The 22,303-nt window shown below is 68.6% G+C and carries 21 protein-coding genes; 13 read left to right on the top strand and 8 right to left on the bottom strand.

All coding sequences use genetic code 11. The annotated features are described in order from the left end of the window. Positions 1–29 precede the first annotated feature (29 nt). From ABZ717_RS08670 to ilvD, 4 genes are all read left to right on the top strand, one after another. Positions 30–1,256, top strand: coding sequence for a hypothetical protein (locus tag ABZ717_RS08670; protein WP_358507392.1), 1,227 nt, complete (start codon positions 30–32; stop codon positions 1,254–1,256). Between the two features lie 359 nt (positions 1,257–1,615). Beyond that, entirely contained in the window at positions 1,616–1,750 is a 135-nt protein-coding gene (locus ABZ717_RS08665; protein ID WP_358507390.1) for a hypothetical protein, read from the top strand. 54 nt (positions 1,751–1,804) lie between these two features. Next, positions 1,805–3,583, top strand: coding sequence for a DUF262 domain-containing protein (locus ABZ717_RS08660; RefSeq protein WP_358507388.1), 1,779 nt, complete (start codon positions 1,805–1,807; stop codon positions 3,581–3,583). 309 nt (positions 3,584–3,892) lie between these two features. Continuing rightward, positions 3,893–5,599 (top strand): dihydroxy-acid dehydratase, encoded by a 1,707-nt coding sequence (ilvD, locus tag ABZ717_RS08655; protein ID WP_358507386.1) that lies wholly within the window; start codon positions 3,893–3,895, stop codon positions 5,597–5,599. Positions 5,600–5,693: 94 nt separating this feature from the next. Here the strand turns inward: ilvD and ABZ717_RS08650 are convergent, their stop codons facing one another. Next, complete coding sequence (locus ABZ717_RS08650) at positions 5,694–6,308, bottom strand: TetR/AcrR family transcriptional regulator (protein ID WP_358507384.1); 615 nt, start codon at positions 6,306–6,308, stop codon at positions 5,694–5,696. A gap of 131 nt (positions 6,309–6,439) precedes the next feature. Here ABZ717_RS08650 and ABZ717_RS08645 point away from each other — a divergent pair, with 131 nt between their 5' ends. Both ABZ717_RS08645 and ABZ717_RS08640 read left to right on the top strand, forming a co-directional pair. Continuing rightward, positions 6,440–7,327 carry a CPBP family intramembrane glutamic endopeptidase gene (locus ABZ717_RS08645; RefSeq protein ID WP_358507382.1) on the top strand — a complete coding sequence of 296 codons (888 nt, stop codon included), beginning with the start codon at positions 6,440–6,442 and terminating at the stop codon, positions 7,325–7,327. A gap of 327 nt (positions 7,328–7,654) precedes the next feature. After that, the gene (locus ABZ717_RS08640) at positions 7,655–7,951 is read left to right on the top strand and encodes a hypothetical protein (protein ID WP_358507380.1); all 297 of its coding nucleotides are present in this window, start codon (positions 7,655–7,657) and stop codon (positions 7,949–7,951) included. 70 nt (positions 7,952–8,021) lie between these two features. On the opposite strand, the gene ABZ717_RS08635 is transcribed toward ABZ717_RS08640, so the two are convergent. The 3 genes from ABZ717_RS08635 to ABZ717_RS08625 are packed head-to-tail and all read right to left on the bottom strand — an operon-like array spanning position 8,022 to position 10,878. Continuing rightward, positions 8,022–8,867, bottom strand: a complete 846-nt coding sequence (locus tag ABZ717_RS08635) for a citryl-CoA lyase (RefSeq protein WP_358507378.1) — start codon at positions 8,865–8,867, stop codon at positions 8,022–8,024. Then, positions 8,864–10,090, bottom strand: a complete 1,227-nt coding sequence (locus ABZ717_RS08630; protein WP_358507376.1) for a CoA transferase — start codon at positions 10,088–10,090, stop codon at positions 8,864–8,866. Before ABZ717_RS08630 ends, ABZ717_RS08635 begins: the two co-directional genes overlap by 4 nt. Beyond that, positions 10,087–10,878 carry an IclR family transcriptional regulator gene (locus ABZ717_RS08625; RefSeq protein WP_358507374.1) on the bottom strand — a complete coding sequence of 264 codons (792 nt, stop codon included), beginning with the start codon at positions 10,876–10,878 and terminating at the stop codon, positions 10,087–10,089. The genes ABZ717_RS08630 and ABZ717_RS08625 overlap by 4 nt, the downstream gene beginning before the upstream one ends. 286 nt (positions 10,879–11,164) lie before the next feature. Between ABZ717_RS08625 and ABZ717_RS08620 the strand changes: the two genes are divergently transcribed. The 3 genes from ABZ717_RS08620 to ABZ717_RS08610 are packed head-to-tail and all read left to right on the top strand — an operon-like array spanning position 11,165 to position 14,344. Beyond that, positions 11,165–12,157: a tripartite tricarboxylate transporter substrate-binding protein gene (locus ABZ717_RS08620; protein ID WP_358507372.1), complete on the top strand. Its 993-nt coding sequence runs from the start codon at positions 11,165–11,167 to the stop codon at positions 12,155–12,157. Beyond that, a complete protein-coding gene (locus ABZ717_RS08615; protein ID WP_358507370.1) occupies positions 12,154–12,789 on the top strand; it encodes a tripartite tricarboxylate transporter TctB family protein in 636 nt (211 codons plus the stop codon). The genes ABZ717_RS08620 and ABZ717_RS08615 overlap by 4 nt, the downstream gene beginning before the upstream one ends. Before the next feature lies 1 nt (position 12,790). After that, on the top strand, positions 12,791–14,344 hold the full coding sequence (locus tag ABZ717_RS08610; RefSeq protein ID WP_358507368.1) for a tripartite tricarboxylate transporter permease: 1,554 nt from the start codon (positions 12,791–12,793) through the stop codon (positions 14,342–14,344). Positions 14,345–14,418: 74 nt separating this feature from the next. Here ABZ717_RS08610 and ABZ717_RS08605 read toward each other — a convergent pair whose 3' ends face one another. From ABZ717_RS08605 to ABZ717_RS08595, 3 genes are all read right to left on the bottom strand, one after another. Beyond that, positions 14,419–14,736: a hypothetical protein gene (locus ABZ717_RS08605; RefSeq protein ID WP_358507366.1), complete on the bottom strand. Its 318-nt coding sequence runs from the start codon at positions 14,734–14,736 to the stop codon at positions 14,419–14,421. Continuing rightward, entirely contained in the window at positions 14,733–15,398 is a 666-nt protein-coding gene (locus ABZ717_RS08600; protein ID WP_358507364.1) for a hypothetical protein, read from the bottom strand. The genes ABZ717_RS08605 and ABZ717_RS08600 overlap by 4 nt, the downstream gene beginning before the upstream one ends. A gap of 157 nt (positions 15,399–15,555) precedes the next feature. Continuing rightward, positions 15,556–16,494, bottom strand: a complete 939-nt coding sequence (locus ABZ717_RS08595; RefSeq protein ID WP_358507362.1) for a GNAT family N-acetyltransferase — start codon at positions 16,492–16,494, stop codon at positions 15,556–15,558. Positions 16,495–16,648: 154 nt separating this feature from the next. Between ABZ717_RS08595 and ABZ717_RS08590 the strand changes: the two genes are divergently transcribed. The 3 genes from ABZ717_RS08590 to ABZ717_RS08580 all read left to right on the top strand — a co-directional run bounded on the left by ABZ717_RS08590 (position 16,649) and on the right by ABZ717_RS08580 (position 20,110). Beyond that, positions 16,649–18,538: a PASTA domain-containing protein gene (locus ABZ717_RS08590; RefSeq protein ID WP_358507360.1), complete on the top strand. Its 1,890-nt coding sequence runs from the start codon at positions 16,649–16,651 to the stop codon at positions 18,536–18,538. A 58-nt stretch (positions 18,539–18,596) separates the two neighbouring features. Continuing rightward, positions 18,597–19,391: a helix-turn-helix transcriptional regulator gene (locus ABZ717_RS08585; RefSeq protein ID WP_358507359.1), complete on the top strand. Its 795-nt coding sequence runs from the start codon at positions 18,597–18,599 to the stop codon at positions 19,389–19,391. Positions 19,392–19,480: 89 nt separating this feature from the next. Further along, complete coding sequence (locus tag ABZ717_RS08580; protein ID WP_358507357.1) at positions 19,481–20,110, top strand: hypothetical protein; 630 nt, start codon at positions 19,481–19,483, stop codon at positions 20,108–20,110. A 217-nt stretch (positions 20,111–20,327) separates the two neighbouring features. Here ABZ717_RS08580 and ABZ717_RS08575 read toward each other — a convergent pair whose 3' ends face one another. Then, positions 20,328–21,512 carry a DNRLRE domain-containing protein gene (locus tag ABZ717_RS08575; protein WP_358507355.1) on the bottom strand — a complete coding sequence of 395 codons (1,185 nt, stop codon included), beginning with the start codon at positions 21,510–21,512 and terminating at the stop codon, positions 20,328–20,330. 484 nt (positions 21,513–21,996) lie between these two features. On the opposite strand from ABZ717_RS08575, the gene ABZ717_RS08570 reads away from it, so the two are divergent. Then, a complete protein-coding gene (locus ABZ717_RS08570; RefSeq protein ID WP_358507352.1) occupies positions 21,997–22,224 on the top strand; it encodes a hypothetical protein in 228 nt (75 codons plus the stop codon). The last annotated feature ends 79 nt before the right edge of the window (positions 22,225–22,303 follow it).

Below are 22,303 nucleotides of genomic sequence, written 5' to 3'. Positions count from 1 at the left end.
CGCCTTGCGATCGAGAGGTACCTCCACCCATGACCGTCTCCATGCCGACCGCGAACATCGAAGGCATCCAGCTCATCGTGACCCCGTTCCGCCCGGACGCGGTCATCGGCACGATGGGGCTCGCGACCCTGCTGCAACTGGTTCCCTCCCCCAAGCTCGGAGAGGACAGGCGAGCCCTGAAGTACGCCTCCGGAACGATCCGTCGCCACGCCGAGGTGCGTGCGTTGGTGCAGCGCATGTTGAAGTCCACCCAGAAGGGCCGCAACGTCACCTCCTACGCCGCCTACATCGCCGCCGGCCTCAACAACGAGTACGGGGCGGGCTGGTCCACTCCACCCGTGACCCTCTGGTTGGACGGCCGTCCCGGCGCGGTCAGCGACGAGTTGGTGCCCGGCAGCGGCATTCGCACGATCACCGTGCTGCCGGGTTCTCCCGTCATCGCCGTCGACGGCGAGACCCAGCTCACCGCCTGGCACGAACTGTACGACGACCCCGAGCGCTTCGGGGTCACGTACGAGAGGCTCAGCACCGTACGCATGCCCTTCGAGCTGTACTTCGGGCTCAGTGTGGAGGACGCGCGCCAGATCTTCTACGACCGCAACGTCGAGGGCGTGCCCGTCGCGAAGAACCTGGCCATGTCCATGGACCAGCGCGACATCGGCACGCGGCTCGCCCGAAGCGTCGCATCCGCCGTGAAGGTCGAGCACGAGGGAAAGATCGTCTCGTTCTCCAAGCTCGTCCAGGCCCGCAAGCGGCAGCTGACCAGGACCGACCCGGAGGTCGTCACCCTCTCCGCCCTACGAGTACTCGTGATCACCGCACTGCATGGACGCAACGGACTCGCTCTGTCCTCCACCACGGTGCACGAGGACAAGTTGCCCGACGGGGTCGGCGCCGTAGAGGCGGAGCGCGAACTCCTGCCGCTCCTGTCCGAGCTGATCACCGTCCTGTACCCGCACTTCCTGACTCGTGGCGCGGTCTCGACCCCGGCCGTCCTCGCCGGGCTCGGTATCGCCGCCCACCAGGCGACCGGCTGGGCGGTCCCCGGAAGTCGAATCTCCGGGGAGGAGCTGATGCGGTTGCTCGAACCGGTCCGCTGGGAGCGGGAAGCCCGCTACTGGGACGGTGTCGCGGCCAGCGCCAATGCCTCCGGAACGCTCAACTTCGGCGGTGGCGCCAAGGACTCCGGAGGCCGCGTCGCGGACGCCCTGCTGCACCCCGACACCGAGTACGGCCGCAAGATCCGCGGCCGGTGAGAGGCCGGAGATCGAGGAACATAGCCGCGATTCGGCCGAGCGGGCCATAGCGGTGTGGCCGTCGCCCCGACGCCGGGTCTTCCATGACCGAGGAGACCCGGCTCGGTACAGAACCCCTCAGCCAGGTCACCACCATGATCCCGGCGGGCCGGTGGGCGACCTGTCAGATTCCCCAGCGGCCTGGAGGAACCACCGCCGGGCTTCCCACCTCTGACGCCACTGAGATCGGTTCGAACCCATGGCGGACGAACCCGAGGTGGTCTACACGCGATCGGTCGATCGAGGCGGAGTCACCACCGATTCCGCTGGTATCTTTCGAAACCGGTCGTCGTTCGCCCCCATCGGAGCCCACGACCCACATGAAGCAAGCCGTCTTCGCGTTCCGCCACTACGAGGACTTCTCCCTGTCCCGTACCGGAATCGAACTTCGGAAGGAATGGCGCCGCTACGGTCCTGACGAGGGCGTGATCGCCGTCGAAGACGCGACCCCCTGATCCCGGCCACCGCGGCCGCCGGCACGAATCCGAATCGACAAGGGGTAACCCCGCATGGCCTTCCAGACTCCCCTCAGCGTTGAGGAGATGCTCGCCACCGTCCACAGGCGCGAGTACTTGATGCCCGCGATCCAGCGTGAGTTCGTCTGGAACACCGACCAGATCATCAGACTCGTCGACAGCTTGATGCGCGGATACCCTGTCGGCTCGTTCCTACTATGGAACGTCAAGCCCGAGACCGCACGGTCGTACACCTTCTACGAGTTCCTGACGAACTACCACGAACGCGACAATCCCTATGCGGGAAAGGCCACTCTTCCCAACGGCAGCGGTACCACCGCCGTTCTCGACGGCCAGCAGCGCCTCACCGCCCTGAACATCGCGCTGTACGGCAGCTTCGCGGAGAAAAAGAAGTACGCGTGGTGGAACAGCGCCGACGCGTTCCCCGTCAAGCGGCTCTACCTGAACCTCATCGATCCTCCCGAAGACGAGGAGTTGGGGGCCAAGTACGACCTGCGCTTCCTGACCCACCAGGACGCCACACCCGGGGAAGGTGAGGTGCACAAGTGGTTCCCTGTCGGGGCGGTACTCGACCTGGCCAACTCGGGCCCCGCGATCATGGCGGAACTGGGTCGACGAGGCTGTGCCGGGGACGAGGACGCGTTCCAGCGGCTGTACGACCTCTACCAGGCGGTACGGGAGCTGAAGCCGATGAACTATTTCCTGGTCACCGACCAGGATCCCGACAAGGTGCTGGAGATCTTCGTTCGGGTCAACAGCGGCGGCACCACCTTGTCCTACTCCGACCTGCTGATGTCGATGGCCACGAACCAGTGGAAGGAGCTCGACGCCCGCGAGGAGGTCCGCTCACTGGTGAGCGAGATCAACAACAACGCCGGACGGCAGTTCTCCTTCTCCAAGGACGTGGTGCTCAAGACCGCGTTGACCATCACCGCCGTTGACGTGAAGTTCAAGGTCACCAACTTCACCCAGGCGAACATGGCGAAGGTGGAGGCGGCCTGGCCGCAGATCAAGGGCGCGCTCCTTCGCGCGGCGACCCTGCTCCAGCAGTTCGGCTACAACGAGCGCAACCTGACCGCCAACAGCGTGATCACACCGATCGCGTACTACCTGCACCTGCGCGGCGTGGGCGACTCTTATCTGGACTCGACCGCGGACGCCGCCGACCGGCTCGCGTTGCAGCGATGGGTGACCCGTTCACTCGTCAAGCGCGGTATCTGGGGTTCGGGGCTCGACACCCTGCTCACCCGTATCCGCGATGTGCTGAGCGCCAACACCACAAACTCCTTCCCGGTGGTCGCGGTCGAGGAGGCGATGGCGGCGGTCGGAAAGGGCCTCACCTTCGACAACAGCGAGATCGACGAACTGCTCAACCTCAAGTACTCCGGACGGCGAACCTTCTCCGTGTTGTCGGTGCTGTACCCGGGCCTGGACCTGAGCAAGAAGTTCCACGAGGACCACATCTTCCCCAAGTCCCGTTTCACCAAGAAGAAGCTCACCGAAGCCGGAATACCTCACGACGAGATCGACGACTATCTGACAGCGGTGAACCTGCTGCCCAACCTCCAACTACTCGCAGGAACCGCCAACATCGAGAAGCAGGACACCCTCCCCGGAGACTGGATCGATACCGCTCTCCCCGACCAGGGCAAGCGCGCCACCTACCTCTCCGAGAACGACCTCGACGGCCTGCCGCTCGATCTCACCGAATTCACCGCGTTCTTCGAGCAGCGCAAGCAGCGAATCCGGAAGCGCCTCTTGACCGCCCTCGGAGCCTCCCCCCATGTCCTCGTTTCAGAGGCTCCCGCATGAAGGCGCTTCCACCACGTGGTGGAAGGCATTCAGTCGATCGGTTCACATGGCCGATGATGCTGGATCGGCTGCGGTGGTGGCCATACCGTCGGGACCGGACACCGTCTCGGGTGAGGTCTCCCGTTGAGGAAGGCGTCCCGGCCGATGGCCGAAGCTCGGTGTGAGCACCGTGGGCTCACGGTCCCGCCCTGGTGAATTCCGGTCACCGGTTTCGCCCCGACAGGGTTGGCGGGCCCCCGAACCGGAAAGGCACGGAACACACCGAACTCAAGGGGGAGGAAATCCGTGCACCGGTCCGCCGACGAGTCCATGCGAGACACCGATATGGGCATCGATCCGAAACCGCGCAGTCGCACCGTCACCGACGGCATCGAGGCCGCCCCCAGCCGTGGCATGCTCCGAGCGGTCGGCATGGGCGACGGCGACTGGGACAAACCGCTCATCGGCGTCGCCGGCTCGTGGAACGAGATCACCCCCTGCAACCTCTCCCTGGACCGTCTCGCGCGCGCGGCGAAGGGGGGCGTGCACGCGGGCGGCGGCTACCCCTTGGAGTTCGGCACGATCTCCGTCTCCGACGGCATCTCCATGGGTCACGAGGGCATGCACTTCTCCCTCGTCTCACGTGAGGTGATCGCCGACTCCGTCGAGACGGTCATGCAGGCGGAGCGCCTGGACGGATCGGTCCTGCTCGCCGGCTGCGACAAGTCGCTGCCCGGCATGCTCATGGCGGCCGCACGCCTGGACCTCGCCTCCGTCTTCATGTACGCGGGCACCATCGCGCCCGGATGGGTGAAGCTGGCCGACGGCACCGAGAAGGACGTGACGCTCATCGACGCCTTCGAGGGCGTCGGGGCGTGCAAGGCCGGGCGGTTGGGCGTCGATGACCTCGATCGGATCGAACGCGCCATCTGCCCCGGCGAGGGCGCCTGCGGTGGCATGTTCACGGCCAACACCATGGCGGCGATCGCCGAGGCGATGGGTATGAGCCTGCCGGGTTCCACCGCTCCCCCGTCCGCGGACCGGCGTCGCGACCACCACGCGCACCGGTCCGGTGAGGCGGTGGTCGCCATGCTCGAACAGGGGATCACCGCGCGCGACATCATGACCAAGCAGGCGTTCGAGAACGCCATCACCGTGGTCATGGCGCTCGGCGGATCCACCAACGCCGTCCTGCACCTGCTCGCCATCGCCCATGAGGCGAAGGTCGATCTCGAACTCGACGACTTCAACCGGATCTGCGACCGCGTCCCCCACATCGGCGACCTCAAACCGTTCGGCAGGTACGTCATGAACGACGTCGACCGTGTCGGCGGCATCCCCGTTCTGATGAGGTCGCTCCTGGAGGCGGGTCTGCTGCATGGTGAGGCGCTCACCGTCACGGGCAGGACCGTCGCGGAGAACCTCCGAGAACTCGCACCGGGCCCCATCGACGGAACCGTCCTTCGCCGCCTCGACGATCCCCTCCACCCCACCGGCGGCATCACGGTTCTGCGCGGATCACTCGCACCGCAGGGAGCGGTCGTGAAGACCGCGGGTTTCGACACCACGGTCTTCACCGGCCCCGCGCGCGTGTTCGAACGCGAGCAGGCGGCCATGGAGGCGTTGAGCGCCGGTGAGATCCGGAAGGGGGACGTCGTGGTGATCCGCTACGAGGGCCCCAAGGGCGGCCCGGGGATGCGGGAGATGCTGGCCATCACCGCCGCGATCAAGGGCGCGGGGCTGGGCCGCGACGTCCTGCTGCTGACCGACGGGCGTTTCTCCGGCGGCACCACGGGCCTGTGTGTGGGTCACATCGCCCCGGAGGCGGTCGAGGGCGGACCCATCGCGTTCGTCCACGAGGGGGACCGTGTCACCGTCGACATCGCCGAGCGCACCATCGCCCTGCACGTCGACCCGGAGGAACTCAAGGCGCGACGAGCGCACTGGCGACCTCTGCCCAACAGGTTCCCGGAGGGCGTCCTCGGCAAGTACGCGAAACTCGTCCACTCCGCGTCCACCGGCGCCATCACCCACTGACCCCTCCCTGACGGAGTCGGGGTCCCGGAGCCCGCCCCGGAGACGAAGGGACACCGGCCTGGAAGGGTCGGGGAGAGATCGTCGCGGGTACGGCTCAAGCTTGGTCGCCCTCGGCCCGAAGGACCGCGGATACCGCCACCCGAAGGGTCTGCTCTTCCACCTCCACGAGCGCGTCGATCGCCGGAAAGGCTCGCTGTAGTGCGAGGCCGTTCAGAACCGTCCCGAGGAATCGAGCGTTTCGAGGGACGTCGTCCGGGGAGAGGAGCCCCTCCTTCGAGAGCGTGTCGAGCCATCCTTCGATGCGTCGTTGACCGTCGCGTTCGATGGACAGGTGCGCCTCCCTGACCTGATCGGTCTGTTCTACGGCGACGAACGCGTTGACGGCGGCCACCATGGCGTCACGCGCCTGCTGTCCCGTGCCCGCACGCGTGAGCACCTGACGCAGACTCCGGAGGAGACGTTCGTGTCCGGAGAGGGAGGCGTCGCGCATCCACTCCGTCGGGGCGAGCCACTCACCGACCCGTTCCATGACCTGATCTCGCAACTCCTGCTGCGTCGGGAAGTGGTAGCGCATGGACCCGATGCTCACACCGGCACGAGCGGCCACCGCCCGCACGGTCAGTCGTGCGGTGACGCCGTCCTCGGCGAGGATCGCGGCAGCGGCCGCCAGAATCCGCTCGCGTGTATCGAGCGGTGGTGTCGTCGTCATGAAGGTCTCCTCTTGCCTCCAGTATGCCGCAACAGAATCTCTAGTACTACGTACTAGTACGATGTACTATCGTGGTGGCGCGCATCGCGACCGAAGTCCCGTCGATGGCCCGACACGATAGGAAACCGAGAATGTCTTCGAGCAGCACCGGAATCAACGAACGCCGGTTCGGCGCCCATCTCTCGATGAGCCGATGGAAGTCGCTCATCGTGATCCTCGTGCCGCCGATCGCGATGATCATTGTGCAGGTCGGCTTGTACCAGGTCGCGACGATCATCGAAGGGCCGAGCGAGCAGTCGGAAACACTCGGTCCGCTGCGTCTTCTCGCGGTGAACATCAGCATGATCGTCACCGGTTTTCTGACGGTGCCCATCGTCGCCGCCTTCGCGAGGGTCTCGTGGCGTGAGGTGTTGAGCCATCGCCGAGGATTCGACTTCCGTCGACTCACCGTCTACCTGGGTTGGGCCCTCGGTTTCACCGTGCTCGGCAACGCCGCACTGGGTGTCTTCGCCATCGACCACACACCATGGGTGGGCTTCGGCATCACCGGCACCACCGGATCGCTCATCGTGATCATGGTGCTGACCACGCCCTTGACCGCGGCGGCGGAGGAACTGATGTTCCGTGGCGCCACCATGCCGGCCGTCGCGTCGTGGGTCAGGCCCGAGCGGCTCGCGCTCGGCCTGGGCGTCGTGGTGTCCAGCGTTCTCTTCGCCGTCTCGCATTTCGCCTCGGACCCGTGGCTGTTCGGCTACCACGTCTTCTTGGGTCTGGCCACCGCCACGATGGCCATCCGAAGCCGAGGGTTGGAAGCCCCGATCGCCTGGCACATCGCCAACAACACCTTCACCGCGATCCTGAACACCCTTCTGGCGGGCGGCGGTGAGTTCTCCGTCGCGCGAAGTGAGGGCGCCGGAGGCCCTCACCTCCTCATTCCCGTCGTGTTCGTCCTGGCGACCGTGGTCGTCGTCTGGGTACGCGAAGGAAGGGCGCAGGAGTCGCCGGTGACGACCCGATGACCCTCATCGTCACAATTCCCCCGCCGGCGCCTACGAAGCCCGCTCGGCGAGTACGGCGACATGGGGGAGCCGCAGCCGACGGTGAAGGGCCCTGACCGGCGACGACGTCGCGAGGTCAGGGCGCTTCGTCCGGACCGGGGAGATGATCGACGGAGGATGAACGGTGATGGAACCACGAGGCGATCACCCTGGTAGTCGACCCGTGCGCGTGGCATGATGACGCTCATGCAGCCGGCATCCCCTTTCGGGGTCCCCCCGAACGCCCACCGGCCCGGTCATCGACCGGGCGCCGTGCCGCGGCACGAGCAAGGTTCGACCGCGGACAGAGTGATCACGATCGTCCTCATCTGCCTGGCGCCGCCGGTCTGTCTCGGGGCGAGTCTTTGGGGCTTCTTCTCGATCATGGCGACCGCGAGCTGCGGGAGCGAATGCGGCACCGCCGTCGATGTGGCCCTCCCGCTGATGATGTTCTCGCCCTGGATGATCTGGCTGATCGTCACCGTCTGGGCCATCGTGCGCCTGGCCAGGAGGAGGCCCGCGGTCTGGGTGATGCTCCTCGGCCTGGCGGTCGCGACCGTGATCTACGTGGCGGCGAACATCATGATGTTCGCCGCCCTGGGCTGATCGGTCGGACCGGTCGCAAGGATCGGCCTTCTCGGAATCCACGGCCCGCACGCGAGGCCTCCCGCGAGGATCAGTCGTCGCCGCGCTCACCCGGGATCCGGGTCTCGGGGCCCGTGTAACCGGCGAGCACCGAGCGCGGGAGGGGGCCCTTGATCCGGGCCCCGCTGTTGCTCTCCTCCCAGGCGTGCGCGAGGATGCCGACCGAACGGGAGAGCACGAAGAGCCCCCTGGCCAGTTCCGCGTCGAAGCCCAGGGAGGCGTAGACGGTTGCCGTGGCTCCGTCGATGTTCATGGGGACCGGCCGCCCCCCGCGCTGTTCCAAGGCCCGTTCCAGGGCCAGCGCGGATTCCAGGGGCCCCGCGTCGACGGTCCCGTCCTCGACCGCCCTTTCCACCATGGCCAGGAGCGGGTCCCGCCGGGGATCCCGTGGATGGAAGCGGTGCCCGAAGCCGGGCACGTAGGCACCCTTCTCCCGGTACTCGGCGACGATCGCCTCGGCGACCTCGTCCACGTCAGTACCGCCGGAGCGCGACTCCGCCATCCGGTTCAGGAGCGCGACGCACTGCTGTCCGGCGCCTCCGTGCACGTCACCCAGGAGGTTGACCCCCGTCGCCACCGCGTTGTTGAGCCCCAGTCCGCACGTGGCGGCCATGCGGGCGGCGGCGATGGAGGGCGCCTGTGGGCCGTGGTCGACGCCGGCCACCATCGCCGACTCCAGCATGCGGGCCTGGGCCGGCTCGGGAAGCTCCCCCCGGAGCATGAGCCAGACCACCTGGATGAATCCGTAGCGGCCGATGACGTCCTGGACCGGGTAGCCGCGCAGTTCGATCTCACCCGGTGCGATCCGCGTCAGGGAGTTCGACCACCAGTCGCCGATCTCCTCGTGGGTCATCGCCTGGTCGTTCGCAGCGGTCACAGCGCACCGGCCTCTCTGAGCGCGTCGATGTCGGTCTGTTCGTATCCGGCCTCGTGGAGGACCTGATCGGTGTGTTCTCCCAGCAGGGGCGGTGACCGGTCCGGGCCCAGGGACGCTCCGTCCACGTGTACGCCGGTGCCGAGAACCCGTAGTTCGCGTTCCTCGTCCCCGGGGAAGGCCAGCGTGCGCACGAGGCCGCGGTGGTCGATCTGTTCGAGTTCGAGGGCGTCGCGAACACTGAGGACCCGGGCCGCGGGGACCCCGGCCGCGGCGAGGATCTCCTCCCATTCGACCGCGGTCCGCTTCGCCAGGTGTTCCTCGATCGCCGCGCGCAGCTCGGCGCGGTTGGCCTTGCGGCTCTCACGTGCGGCGAAGCGGGGGTCGTCGAGGAGTTCGGGGGCGCCGATCCGCCGGCACAGGATCTCGTACTGTTCCTGCTTGTTGGCCGCGATGTTGAGCATGCCCTGGGCGGTGGAGAAGGTGCCCGAGGGCGCCGCGGTGGCGTTCTCGTTTCCGATCCTGGTGGGTTCCACGCCGGCCGAGAGGTGGTTGGAGGCGCCCCAGCCCAGGGCGGTGATGGCGGTCTCCAGCATGGAGACGTCCAGGTGGGAGCCTCGGCCGGTGCGTTCTCGCCGGACCAGGGCGCTGCCGATGGCGAACGCCGCGGCCAGTCCGCCCATGACGTCGGCGATGGGGAAACCCGCGCGCAGGGGGCCGCTCTCCTCGGTTCCGGTGGCGTCCATCATGCCGGAGAGTCCCTGGATGATCTGGTCGTAGGCGGGACGATCGCTCAGCGGACCATCGGCCCCGAAACCGGAGACGGCGCAATACACCAGCCCCGGGTTGATGCCGCGTAGTTCGTCCCAGCCGAACCCCAGGCGGTCCATGACCCCTGGACGGAAGTTCTCCACCAGCACGTCCGCGTCGCCGATCAGGCGCTCCATCACCTTCCGCCCCTCGTCGGACTTCAGGTTCAGGGTCAGGGACCTCTTGCCCGCGTTCTGGGCGAGGAAGGAGGCGCCCAGGCGTTCCCGGTTCAGCTCCGGTGAGGCCCCGAGTTGCCGTGCGAGGTCACCCGCCCCGGGGACCTCCACCTTGACCACGTCCGCCCCCATCAACGCGAGCTGGTATCCCGCGAAGGGTCCGGCCAGGACGTTGGTCAGGTCCAGGACACGGATTCCCGCCAAGGGCAGGTCGTCCCGTGCCGTCGTCGAGGGGCTCATCTCTTCTCCTTCTCGTCCGAGGCCGTGTTCTGCGAGGCGGGCTCGAATCCGATCCGACCGATGCGCTCGGCCGCCTCGCTCACGGCACCGCCGAAGACGCGGACCGCGGCATCGGTGAAACGCGCCGTGGGCCCGCCGACGGCGAGCGCGGCGACGGGGGTCGCCCCCTGGGCGCCGTACACCGGTGCGGCCACACCGGAGGCGCCGTTCTCGCGCTCGCCGTGGCTGACCGCGAAGCCTCGGGTCCGGGCCTCGTCGATCTCGGTGAGCAGTCGATCGGCGTACCGCGGTCCTTGGGGGGAGGCGGCGGCGACCCGTCGGACCACCGACGTGGGGACCCCGACCAGCAGGACCTTGCTGGCGGCGCCGCCCCAGAGCGGCATCTCCTCACCGGTGTTGACGACGTGGCGGAGCCGTTGGGGCCCCTCCTCCTGGGCGACGCAGACACGAACGGTGTCCGCTCGCACGTACAGGTTGACCGTCTCGGATGTCTCGACCGTGAGCTCTCGCATGATCGCGCGAATGGTCTCCGGTACCTGCCAGATCGCGTGGGCCAGACGCGCCCAGCGCAGCAGCCCCGGACCGGCTCCGACGCGACCGTCCGGTCCGGTCCACAGCAGGCCGCGCTGTTCGAGGGTCCCGACCAGTCGCAAGACGGTGGTCTTGGCCAGTCCGGTCAGTTCCACCAGTTCTCGCGTGGTGTAGCGCTGGTTCCTCTCGTCGTAGAGGTCCAGCAGGTCCAGAGCGCGCACCACACTGCGCACTCCCCCTTCGGTTTCCCCGGCCATCACCCTCCCGCCCTGGTCCACCTGACGGACCACTTGGACTACTAGATGGTTCGATGCGCAACAGGTTAGCCCAAGGGGCCACGATCCACCAGTGCCCGACGACCACCGCACCCCCGCGCACTCCTCACTTCAAAGTGGTGGTGAACCGCCTGACGTGACGACTTCGTTAAGGAAAGATCTCCGGGACGCATTGACACCGACCCGAGTGATTTGCATCATTCTCTGAACCAATCAGCGGCCCATTAGGTCCACCTGATGGACCGATGCGGATCGAGAGGGAGTGAAGATGGACAAGCAGCGGACCCTGCGCGCCGTGGGGGCCGTGTGCGCGGCGCTCGTGGTGGGTGCCGCCGGGGTGAACGCCGCGCTCTCGCAGACGCACGACTCCCAGGCCCGGGCAAGAGTGGACATCGTGGTGCCCGCCGACCCGGGCGGCGGTTGGGACCTCGTCGCGCGAGAGGCGCAGCACTCGATGCGGCTGAACGACATCGTGGCCAACACCCAGGTCCTCAACCTGCCCGGAGCGGGAGGCACCATCGGCCTCGCGCAGACCGTGCGGCGGGAGGGCAGCGCCACGACTCTGATGACCACGGGAACCGTCATGATCGGCGGCATCATCGTCAACGACTCCGCCCAGACGCTGGAGGACGTGGTGCCCATCGCCCGAGTGGCGGACGACTACGAGGTCTTCGTGGTCCGCGACGACTCCCCCCTCCAGGACATGGGCGACCTGATCGAGGCCTGGGAGGACGACCCGGGCGCGGTGGCCGTCGGTGGCGGATCGCTCGGCGGTACCGACCACCTCCTGGCCGGGCTCGCGGCCCAGTCCCAGGACATCGCCCCTTCGGACGTCAACTACATCCCCTTCGCGGGCGGCGCCCAGGCCCTCACCTCACTGCTCTCGGGCAGCATCGACGTGGGCGTCTCCGGCTACAACGAGTTCAGCGACCAGGTGGAGACGGGCGCCCTCCGTGTCCTGGGCGTCTCCGCGCACGAGCGGGTCACCGGCCTGGAGGATCATCCCACGCTCCCCGAACAGGGAGTGGAGGCAGTGCTCCCCAACTGGCGCGGCTTCATGGCGCCGCCGGGGATCACCGACGCCGAACGCGCGGAGCTCACTGCCATCGTGGAGGAAATGGTCGCCACCCCGGAGTGGCGGGACACCCTCGAACGCAACAAGTGGGACGACACCTTCCAGTCCGGTCCCGAGTTCGAGGCGTTCCTGCGCGAAGAGATCACCCGTATCACCGACGTCACCGAGGACCTGGGACTGTCATGAACCCACTCAGAGAATCCGCGTCGCCCGTTTCGTCGGGCGACGCGACGGACCACACACCAGATCCCTGGTGGAGGGGTCGCAGCGAGCTCTTCGTCGGTGTGCTCGTCATCGGCATCGGCGTCTTCCTCGCCTCCCAGACCCTGACCATGCACGTCCCCGACACCTCCACCGGCCCCGGCCCCCGACTCTTCCCGAGCCTGGTGTCCGGACTGATGGTCGTGCTCGGCGCGCTCCTCGTACTCCAGATCGTCCGCCGACCGACCACGGCGCCGGAGGAGGAGGGATCCGAGAACGCCGAGGTGGTCGACGAGTCCGTCGAAGACCCCGGACAGACCTTCGCGAGCGCCCCCGCCGAGGTGCGCCGAGAACCCGAACACACCGTTCCCCACAGCGACTGGCGTACGGTCGGCATGGTCCTGGCGGCGGTCGTCGCCTTCACCCTGCTCCTGCAACCCCTGGGCTGGTTGCTGTCCGGAGCCCTGCTGTTCTTCGGCGTGAGCTGGGCCTTCGGCGGGAAACGGCCCCTGTTCGAGGCGGCCGTCGCCTTGGTCTACTCCGCCGTCGTCCAACTCGCCTTCGTCGCGGGGCTGGGCCTGAACCTGCCCTCGGGGATCCTGGGAGGGCTTCTCTGACATGGACACCCTCATGCTCCTGGGCGGCGGTTTCGCCTCCGCCCTGACCCCCGAGAACCTGCTCTGGGCGTTCGTCGGCGTGGTGCTCGGCACCGCGGTGGGCGTGCTTCCCGGCCTGGGATCGGCGATGGCCGTGGCCCTGCTGCTCCCGGTCACCTTCAAACTCGATCCCACCGGCGCGTTCATCATGTTCACCGCCGTCTACTACGGCGGTCTGTTCGGTGACTCCACCACGTCGATCCTGATGAACACCCCGGGCAACAGCTCGGCCATCGCCACCGCGATCGAAGGCCACAAGATGGCCGGGCGCGGCAAGGCCTCCCAGGCCCTGGCCACCTCGGCGATCGGCGCGTTCATCGGCGCGGTGGTCTCCACGGCGGTGGTCGCGTTCTTCTCCGGCGTCATCATCGACATCGCCCTGCGGTTCGGCCCCGCCGAGTACTTCGCGCTGGCGGTGTTCGCCTTCGTGGCCACGTCCGCGGTCGTCGCCCAGTCCATGGTGCGCGGTCTCATCGCGCTGACCCTGGGGTTGGGCATCGCGATGGTCGGCATCGACGCGCAGAGCGGCGCCGCCCGGTTCACCCTGGGCGTGCCCTCCCTCTTCGAGGGCATCGGCATCGTCACCGTGACCGTCGGCCTGCTCGCCCTGGGAGAGGTGCTCCACGTCGCCTCCCGTATCCACCGGCAGGGGCCCGACGCCCGACCGGTCAAGACGGGAGGGACGCTCTGGCTCGGACGCGGCGACCTGCGCCGCGCCATCCCGGCCTGGCTGCGCGGTCTGAGCTTCGGGCTTCCCTTCGGCACCATCCCGGCCGGAGGCTCGGAGATCCCGACGTTCCTCGCCTACGGAACGGAGAGGAAGCTATCCCAGCTCAGGGCCCGCCGAGGCAAGCGCCCCGACGAATTCGGCAAGGGCGCCATCGAAGGGGTGGCGGCACCGGAGGCGGCCGCCAGCGCGACCGCGGGCACGGCCATGGGGGCACTCCTCGGGCTCGGCCTACCGACCTCGGCCACGGCGGCCATCATGCTCGCCGCCTTCCAGCAGTACGGCATGCAGCCCGGACCGTTGTTGTTCGAACGCAACGCCGACCTCGTGTGGGCGCTCCTGGCGAGCCTGTTCATCGGCAGCGTGATGCTGCTGATCCTGAACCTGCCGTTCGCACCGCTGTGGGCCAAACTGCTGCTCATCCCCAAGAGGTACCTGTACGCGGGGATCACCGGTTTCGCGGCGCTCGGCGTCTATGCCTCCTCCTACGCGATCACCGATCTCTGGCTCCTCATCCTGCTCGGGCTGTTGGGCTTCATGATGCGCCGCTACGCGATCCCCTTGGCGCCGGTGCTCATCGCCGTGATCCTCGGTCCCTTGGCGGAGAGCGAGCTGCGACGCGGGCTGGCGATCGGTCAGGGCGACGTGGGCGTCATGTTCACCGGCCCCATCACCCTGGGCATCTACGCCGTCATCCTGCTGGCCGTGGGCATCGTGGTGGTGGCGCGGGTGCGTTCGTCCCGACGCTCGGCCGACGCGGAGGAATCCAAGACCCCCTCGACCGTGTGAACCGAGAGGGCGGCCGGTCGGGAGGAGCCACGACTCCCGACCGGTCTCGGGCCGCTCGGACGGTGTCGGTCGGTTCACCCGCTCGCCGATGCTCCGCTCTCGCGGCCGTCATCCCCATGCTCGGGTTCGGAGTCGTCCTCCGAAGCCCGCACGGCACCGGCGAGCCGGTAGTCGACGTGGACGCCGCGATACACCTCGCCCGCACGCACCCGCCAAGGCAGGCCGTCGCGTTCACGGGCCGAGAGGCTCTCTCGATCGGGGGCCCCTCGTACACGGGTCCGGACGTCCGGGTCCTCATGGAAGAGCAGTTCCTCCGCCGACGCCGACGCACGGATCTCCACGTCGTCCACGTCATCCACGTCATCCGCTTCGTCCTCGCGGCGGCGCCTCATCCGTCGTCCTCCTCGTCGAAGTCCCCCACCACGTCGCCGACGGCGCCCGCCGTCTCCTCCAGGGCCCTTCCGGCTCCCTGCCCGGCCCCGGCGACGGCGTCACCGGCGCCCCGCCCGGCCTCCGAGACGGCCGCGCCGGTGCCCTCCGACACCTCTTCGAGCGACCTGCCCACGCCACGGACCACGTGTTCGATGATCTGCGGGTTGGAGTCGATGGTCTTGAGGACCCGGGCGATGATCTCCCGCACGTTGTCGAGCTGGACCTTGAGCAGCGCCTGTGCCTCGACCCCCTTGATGGTGAGTCCGACGTGGCCGAGTTCGACGTCCACGCCCACCTTGAGTCTGAGCAGGTCCAGCACGTCGGCCTCCAGCGAGACGGACGCCGCGAGGTCCTCGACGTCGAGTTCGATCTCGTCGACCTTCACGACCGGGATGTCGAGGTACACATCGGGATCGTCCCTTGTGGAGGGGCGGGCGGATCGCTCCTCACGTGTCCGCGGCGCCTTCTTCTCCACACGGGGCTGTTCCACGAGCCCGGCCTCCGCTTCGGGCCCCTGTTCGGGCCGCATCCCCGGCCCCTTGTGCCTCTTGCGGCCCCCGTGACGGGTGCGACGACGCGCGGAACCACCGGCACCGTGATCATCCTGGGCATCCTGCTGCATGTCCTCCGCCCCCTTTCGAGCGGTGGGGTAGGTGCGCGTCGACACGACCGGCCCCGGGCGCCGGAGATCGAATCGAAAGTCTGATTTGCACCTTTTGCGAACCATGTGTTCGCGCCCCTACCCCGCGCCCATCCAGCGGAAACGACGTCGCCCCGCCTCACCCGACGGTCTTGACGTAGGGCACGTCGCGGGTGAACTCACGAAAGCCCACGCCGTAGTACAGCCCTCGTGCGGACGGGTGCGCCGGCGCGCCCAGACAGGCGACCACCATGCGCTCCGCCCCCGCCGCCTTGGCCCGGTGCATGCCGTGCAGCTGCAACGCCGAACCCAACCCCCGACGCCGGAAGTCCACGTGGGTGCCGACCGGCTCGAACTCGGCGGAGCGCGTGACCTCGTCCAGCCAGATGATCGCGGACGCGGCGAGGGTCCCGTCCGGCGCCTCCACCAGCACGTGCAGGTCACCCCGGTACGGCCAGGTCTCCCGGATCCGCTCCAGCCCCGCCTCGGTGAACCGGGAGTTCGGCCAGGCGTCCCGATGCGCCTTCACCACTCCGGCCGCCGACACGTCCTCGGCCGTCACGAACCGGAACCCCTCGGGCAGCACCGGTTCCGGCACATCGACCAGGTCGCGTTCGTTGGTCTGGAGCCAGTGCCCCTCGTCGCCCCCGTCCTCGACGTCGAACACGAACCCGTGCGCCTCGACCCGCTGACGCGCCCGGGCGTCGGCGACCTGCACGGTCATCGTCCGGTCGACGTCACCGGCCACCTCGTCGTACCAGTCCAGGACCTCGTCGATCAGCTCCGGCCGGTCCGGGTCCGTCTGCCAGACCAGCTCGGCCGACCTCGTCTCACGGAACGTCCCGTCGTCGCGCGGGATCCGGTACGGCAGGCGTGCCCACCCCCAGGCGACCGGCCGGTCCTCGTCGAACCACAGCCGACGCCGCCAGTACGACCCGAAGGTGTCCTGGGCCATGCCCCAGACCCAGGCCAGTTCACCCACGGTCGCGTCACCGTTGACCAGTTCCGGCCACCGCGCCGACACCCGCTGGGACAGATCCTGCATCAGCCGTAGCTCGGCCCTACTGAAATCTCCCATGCCGGCAAGCCTCGCAAGGGCGCCCCGCGTTGTCGAAGGATTTTCGGCCACGGCACGGCCGCCACCTGGCACCACGCGACCCCGTCCGACGAATCACCCGTTTCCACTCTAAAGGTGTGAGATCAGACCTTTCAGACTCCATAGAATTCCCTTCATGGAGACCTCCACCCACGCTTCCTCGGCGTACCCTCCCCCGGTTCCCCCGGCGCCCCTGGCCGGCCGTTACCGGTGCGCCGCCGGCATCCGCGTGGACGACCACACACTGCTGTTCGAGGCCCGGGACCTCGTGGCCGACACGCCTGTCCTCGTCCTGCTCGACGAGACCGTGACCGAGCACTCGGACGAGCCCGCGACGCGTTGGGGACGACTCCGCGGGATCGACCATCCCGTCCTGCCAAGGACCCGGGACCACGGAGTCGAAGCCGGCCGCGCGTGGGTGGTCTGCGACGTACCCGCGGGCGAGCCGCTCAAGGACATCGTCGGCGGCCGGTTCGGCGAACGCGTCTCCAGGCGCGAGGCCTTGGACGTGATCGACACCCTCCTGTCGCTGTTGGAGGAGTTCCACGACCAAGGGCTGGTGCACGGCGCGGTCGGTCCCGACACCGTGTTCCTGGCCGACGACGGTTCGGTGCGCCTCCTGCCGTTGGTGACCGCTCCCGCCCGAACGATGACGGACCCCGGCGAGGACGTCCGAGCCGTGGGAGAGCTGCTGCGCGTCATGATCGCCGGGCCGGGCGCCGGGGAGGACGACGGCGCGCTGTTCGAGGCCGGCGACGAGTTCGCCCTGCTGGTGGACAAGGCCACCGCGGCCGACCCCGACCACCGCCCGCGCGACGCGGGCCGCTACCGGGCCCTGGTTCGCCGAGTACGGGAACGCCTCCCGGCCGCCCCCGGCCGACACGCCGCGTCCGGCGCGTCGTCGGCCCCCTCCACGGGTGGCCCCACGGACCCCTCCGAAGGTTCCAGCGGTTCCGCGCACGAGTCACCGGCCCAGAAGACGAGGCGCCGCCGCACCCTCTTCCTCGCGTCCGCCTGCGTCGTCCTGTTCCTCCTCGTGGCCGCGCTGCTGACCTGGACCCTCACCTCCTCAGACGACGGAACCGAGGCGACACCGGTCGTGGCCACCATGCCCGACCTGGTCGGCATCAGCCCCGAGGACGCCACCGAACACATCGACGGACTCGCCGTCTCCCCAGACGTCTCCTACGACCAGGTCCACGACGACGACGTGGACGCGGGTCTGGTCGCCGCCACCACCCCCGAACCGGGCGCCTCCCTCGCCGAGAACGACCCGGTGACCATCGTGGTGGCGATCGGCCCCGAGCGCCTGCCCATGCCCGATCTGGTGGACGAACGCGAGGCGGACGCCCGTCAGGCCCTGGCCGACCTCGGGTTCACGGACGTGACGGTCACTCAGGAGGCCTCCGACTCCGTGCCCTCGGGGACCGTGCTGGAGACCGACCCCGAGGCGGAGGAGACGGTGGACTACGACACACCCGTGACCCTCACCGTCAGCGAGGGCGTTACCCTGCCCGACCTGGTCGAAAGCAGCGAGGAGGAGGCCCTCGCGGCCCTCGGATCCCTCGGTCTGGCCGCGGAGGTGGTGGTGTCCGAGGAGTCGGAGAGCCCCGAAGGAGAGGTCGTCTCCCAGTCCCCGACCGCCGGAGCGATCGTCGAGCCCGAGTCCACCGTGGTCCTGACGGTCTCGCCCGGCCCCGAGGACGAAGATGTCCAGACCCTCGACGAGCAACCGCGAGACGATACCTCGGATCGGGGGAACGAGCGGCACGACCGCGGTGACGACGGCCCGGACCGGGACCCCCGGAACGGAGACCACCGGGAGCCGGGGGAAGAGTCGCCCGAGACGGACTCGCCCGAACCCGCGACGTGCGCCTCCGAGCCCTGGTCGGAGGGCAGAAACTACTCCGAGGGGTCGCGGGTCGTCCACGAGGGGCGCGAGTACGAGGCGATCTGGTGGACCGGCCACGTCTCACCGCCGGAGAGCTCCGAGTGGGGTCCCTGGCAGGAGATCGGAACCTGCTGAGTCGGGCGGCCGGGTGATGGTCCCCCCGGGCCGCCCCGGCCCGCCCTACCTTGGAGCGATGAACGCACACGAACCCGTGGGAGTCCACCTGCGCCGTTGGCGTGAGCGCCGTCGACGGTCCCAGCTCGACCTGTCCATCGCCGCCGAGGTCTCCACCCGGCACCTGAGCTACCTCGAAACCGGCAGGTCCAGCCCCAGCCGCGACATGATCGACCGGCTCTGCGAAGAACTCGACGTCCCCTTGCGCGAACGCAACGACCTGTACCTGGCCGCCGGGTTCGCACCCGCCCACCCCGAACGCCCCCTCGACGATCTCGGCGCGGTGCGCGGTGCCGTCGACGCGGTCCTGTCCGGGCACGAACCCCACCCGGCCGTCGCCGTCAACGCCCGCTGGGACCTACTGCTCGCCAACCGGGCCATGTCGCGCTTCCTCCAGGCCGTTCCGGCCGCACTGCGCGAACCGCGCCCGAACATGCTGCGGGCCACCCTGCACCCCGATGGGCTCTCCCACCAGTTGGTCAACCACGCCCAGTGGCGCTCTCTCACCCTGCGGCGGGTACGCCGTCAGTACGAACGCACCGCCGACCCCGCGCTCGTGGACCTGCTCCGTGAACTGGAGGGTTACCCGCCCCCGCCGCGACCCACCGAGGAGGTGCCCGGGCCCGAGAGCGACCTGGTCGCGCCGATGCTGCTCGACACCGGGTTCGGGCGGCTCAGCCTGGTCTACGCGGTGACCGTGTTCGGGTCCCCGCGCGACGTCACCCTCGACGAGATCGCCATCGAGACCTTCTTCCCCGCGAACGAACACACCCGCCGTGTCCTGCGCGAACTCGGCGAGACCTCCGAGGCTTGACCTGCGAGGTCATTGCCGCGCCGCCGCCACCCCGACCAGGCTGGATCCCAGCGGCGGCCACCGGGTCGCCCCCAGCGGAAGGCGGACCCATGCTTCTCATCGAGATCGCCCACCCGACCGGGCGCCTGGACGACCATGATCGTGAACTGGTCTCCCGCGCCGTCGTCGACCTGTTCCTCGACGCCCACGGACACGCGACGGAGACCATCCGCCGGGCGCGGACCGCCACCCACATCGCCTTTCGGGAGCTACGGGGCTGGTGGACCGGCGACGGGCCCCTGCCCGACGACGTCGCCCCGCCGCTCATCATCACCCTCACCGTGCCCGAAGCGTGGCGGGAGGAGGCCGCCGGTACCTTCATCGGCCTGGTGCGCACCGCCGTGAAACGGCTGGACGACCACCACGGCAGGCGGCGTCCGCGCGGCAGCCTGTGGGTGCGGGTCGACGGTGTTCCGGACGGCAGCCTCGGTTTGGACGGGCGTCCGGCCACCGGAGCCGACGTGTTGGCCTTCCTCACCGAGGAGTTCCGCACCGCCTGGGAGAGCGGAACCTCCGCACCGGTACCCGAGGGTCGGCTGCCCGACCCGATCTGCGGGATGACCGTGGCCGACGGCAGGAACAGCCTGGTCATGGAGGACGACGGACGGCGTTTGGGGTTCTGCTCCCAGGGCTGTCAGGACGCCTACGCCCGCGAACACCCCGAGGCCGTCGTCGTCTGAGCCTCCGCCGTCGACGTACCCGACCATCGCGCGGACAGGTGGGCCACAACGATCCACCCGACACACCGGTGGCGGCCCGGAACCCTCCCGTGCGGTGCCCACGCGCACAGGCGGTTCCGAGCCGCCTCGACCTCCCGACGCAGAGCCCCGCCAGACTCTGCCTCGGACACGTCCTATCTCGGGACGAACACCTCTCTCATCGGCGCGGAGCGCGTCGCTACCGCGATCGGTCACCCTGCTCCGTAACCTGCGCGGCGATGACACGACTCCCTGACCACCACCGGACCCCGCCCCACCGCGAGGCTCCGGGAACGGTCCGTCCTGCTCCCTCGGACCGCCACCGACGTGTCCCTTCCGCCCGAACGGGCGCCACATCGGGAGAGAAGCCGTCTTCTTCTTTCGGGGTGGTCCTGGGCGGCCCCCGAGCCATGGGAATCGTGTCCTCGACCTGCCCGCGGCGATCAACCGAAGCGGCCGGATGCCCGGTGCGTTCCCCCCGACGGAAACGGACCGGCCCACCGCCGACCCGGTGTGGACCGCCCGGGGCCAGGTCGCGGACACGGACTTCATCGCTCTCCCCCGCCCTTGGGGAGAGGTCGTCGGAAGACGTGAGGCCTTCCGTGGTTCGGGAGGGCGCGGGTTCCAAGGCGCGCCCGTCATGGGCGACGGCCTTGGCCCGAGCCCGCGGCTCGCCGTGGTCGACCCTCAGCACCGGTGGTTCGTCCTCGACGTCGAAACGACGCCAGGCCGCGCTCTGGGACTCGTCACGCTCACGGAGCAGCAGGTGGACGTGGGACTCACCCCGCCGCACGGCCCACCGGTAGGCCTCGGTCACGTCGAACTCCACGCCGCCGTTCACCGGGCAGGCGGCCTGCCCGCCCGTGACACTTCGGGTGTCGAGAAGGGCGCGGGCCTTCGGCTGATCGTTCCATGTGGACCCGGTGTGGAAGGGGTCGACCCTATGCGCTTGCAGGACGGAATCACCGGCGCAGTCGTAGGACCACACCACTTCGGCGCGCAGCACGGCGGACTCCACGACGCTGCCGGGCGCGGACTCGACCGGGAATCGGAACAGGGCCCTGCGGGTGTAGGCGTGGTCCCATTCGAGGTGCCCGATGCCCACGCTCGGGGTCCGGGCGCCGTCGTAGGCGCGGTCGGGGAAGGCACGGTCCACGTAGGTCCACGAGGCACTCTCGACCTCGACCCGCTCGGTATCGGAATGCACGGCGGCGAACACGTCACCGGCTTCGACCCGACCGGATTCCGTGCCGGCCGAGGCCGTGTCACCGGCTTCGGCGGGGGGCTTCTCGTCGGCTGTGGCCGGAGCGACCGACGTCCCCAACGCGAAGGCCAGGGCGTGGGCCGCGCAAGCCGCCGTCGCACGGGCCAGGGAACGACGCATTACGGGTGGTGCCTACACATTCCATTTATGTCCGAAAAAGAATCAGAGCGAGGCCTTTCGCCCCGTTCCAACAACAAGGAAGTTACCAAATCCGCACAGCCACCCACAAACCCCGGATATATAAATACCGACCTAAACCAGAATTACCACCACCAGAAAACCGAAAGTCATCCCTACCGCAGATGGAAGCCCACATCGCACCAGCCCGACACGCACACATGGAGCCATTTCGGAGCAGCATTAAAACCGAAACAGACGAGCCCGGATTTCCCAGGAAGGTTTTGTCGCGCCATCGATAATCCGGACGCGCCTCATGCCCGCCCCGGAAGCGGGCACCCATGCCGGCACACCACGTCGACCGAGACCGGTGTTCACACCAAGGGGAGGCAAGACCGGAGAGACATCGTCCAAGTGACGTGTACCGGACCACGAGGCCGGGCAGTCGGGTCCCCACAAGGGAGAACGCGCCATCCAGGAGGTCGTCGTGGCCGAGCCGTCCAGCCCGATCAAGGACAAGAACTACAACCTGATCTGGGCCCTTCATCAGTCGCTGGAGAACGTCTGGCGCCTGGAGGGCTACATCAAGGACGCGGAGAGCCAGGGCGACGAGGAACTCGTCCGCTGGTTCCGTCGGATCCAGGAGAACAACCAGAAGGCCGGTGAGCAGGGCAAGCGGATGCTCATGGCTCGGATCCAGAAGGAGAACGGCTGAGGCCCCGCCCTTCGCCTGGAACCGAGACAGGCCAAGGCGATCCCGGACACGACCGGGATCGCCTTCGGCGTCTTCGGGC

The sequence above is a fragment of the Nocardiopsis sp. NPDC006832 genome (assembly GCF_040635885.1).
Lineage (GTDB): Bacteria > Actinomycetota > Actinomycetes > Streptosporangiales > Streptosporangiaceae > Nocardiopsis.
Note: the sequence above shows the minus strand (reverse complement) of the source record. Positions and strands in the feature narration are given on the sequence as shown.

Excerpts from the sequence above, each read along its gene's own strand:
- ABZ717_RS08625 (WP_358507374.1), bottom strand. The coding sequence starts at position 10,878 with ATGGCCGGGGAAACCGAAGGGGGAGTGCGCAGTGTGGTGCGCGCTCTG.
- ABZ717_RS08580 (WP_358507357.1), top strand. The coding sequence starts at position 19,481 with ATGCTTCTCATCGAGATCGCCCACCCGACCGGGCGCCTGGACGACCAT.
- ABZ717_RS08650 (WP_358507384.1), bottom strand. The coding sequence starts at position 6,308 with ATGACGACGACACCACCGCTCGATACACGCGAGCGGATTCTGGCGGCC.
- ABZ717_RS08605 (WP_358507366.1), bottom strand. The coding sequence starts at position 14,736 with ATGAGGCGCCGCCGCGAGGACGAAGCGGATGACGTGGATGACGTGGAC.
- ABZ717_RS08585 (WP_358507359.1), top strand. The coding sequence starts at position 18,597 with ATGAACGCACACGAACCCGTGGGAGTCCACCTGCGCCGTTGGCGTGAG.
- ABZ717_RS08590 (WP_358507360.1), top strand. The coding sequence starts at position 16,649 with ATGGAGACCTCCACCCACGCTTCCTCGGCGTACCCTCCCCCGGTTCCC.
- ABZ717_RS08610 (WP_358507368.1), top strand. The coding sequence starts at position 12,791 with ATGGACACCCTCATGCTCCTGGGCGGCGGTTTCGCCTCCGCCCTGACC.
- ABZ717_RS08645 (WP_358507382.1), top strand. The coding sequence starts at position 6,440 with ATGTCTTCGAGCAGCACCGGAATCAACGAACGCCGGTTCGGCGCCCAT.
- ABZ717_RS08595 (WP_358507362.1), bottom strand. The coding sequence starts at position 16,494 with ATGGGAGATTTCAGTAGGGCCGAGCTACGGCTGATGCAGGATCTGTCC.
- ABZ717_RS08575 (WP_358507355.1), bottom strand. The coding sequence starts at position 21,512 with ATGCGTCGTTCCCTGGCCCGTGCGACGGCGGCTTGCGCGGCCCACGCC.
- ABZ717_RS08630 (WP_358507376.1), bottom strand. The coding sequence starts at position 10,090 with ATGAGCCCCTCGACGACGGCACGGGACGACCTGCCCTTGGCGGGAATC.
- ABZ717_RS08660 (WP_358507388.1), top strand. The coding sequence starts at position 1,805 with ATGGCCTTCCAGACTCCCCTCAGCGTTGAGGAGATGCTCGCCACCGTC.
- ABZ717_RS08665 (WP_358507390.1), top strand. The coding sequence starts at position 1,616 with ATGAAGCAAGCCGTCTTCGCGTTCCGCCACTACGAGGACTTCTCCCTG.
- ABZ717_RS08615 (WP_358507370.1), top strand. The coding sequence starts at position 12,154 with ATGAACCCACTCAGAGAATCCGCGTCGCCCGTTTCGTCGGGCGACGCG.
- ABZ717_RS08670 (WP_358507392.1), top strand. The coding sequence starts at position 30 with ATGACCGTCTCCATGCCGACCGCGAACATCGAAGGCATCCAGCTCATC.
- ABZ717_RS08620 (WP_358507372.1), top strand. The coding sequence starts at position 11,165 with ATGGACAAGCAGCGGACCCTGCGCGCCGTGGGGGCCGTGTGCGCGGCG.
- ABZ717_RS08600 (WP_358507364.1), bottom strand. The coding sequence starts at position 15,398 with ATGCAGCAGGATGCCCAGGATGATCACGGTGCCGGTGGTTCCGCGCGT.
- ilvD (WP_358507386.1), top strand. The coding sequence starts at position 3,893 with ATGCGAGACACCGATATGGGCATCGATCCGAAACCGCGCAGTCGCACC.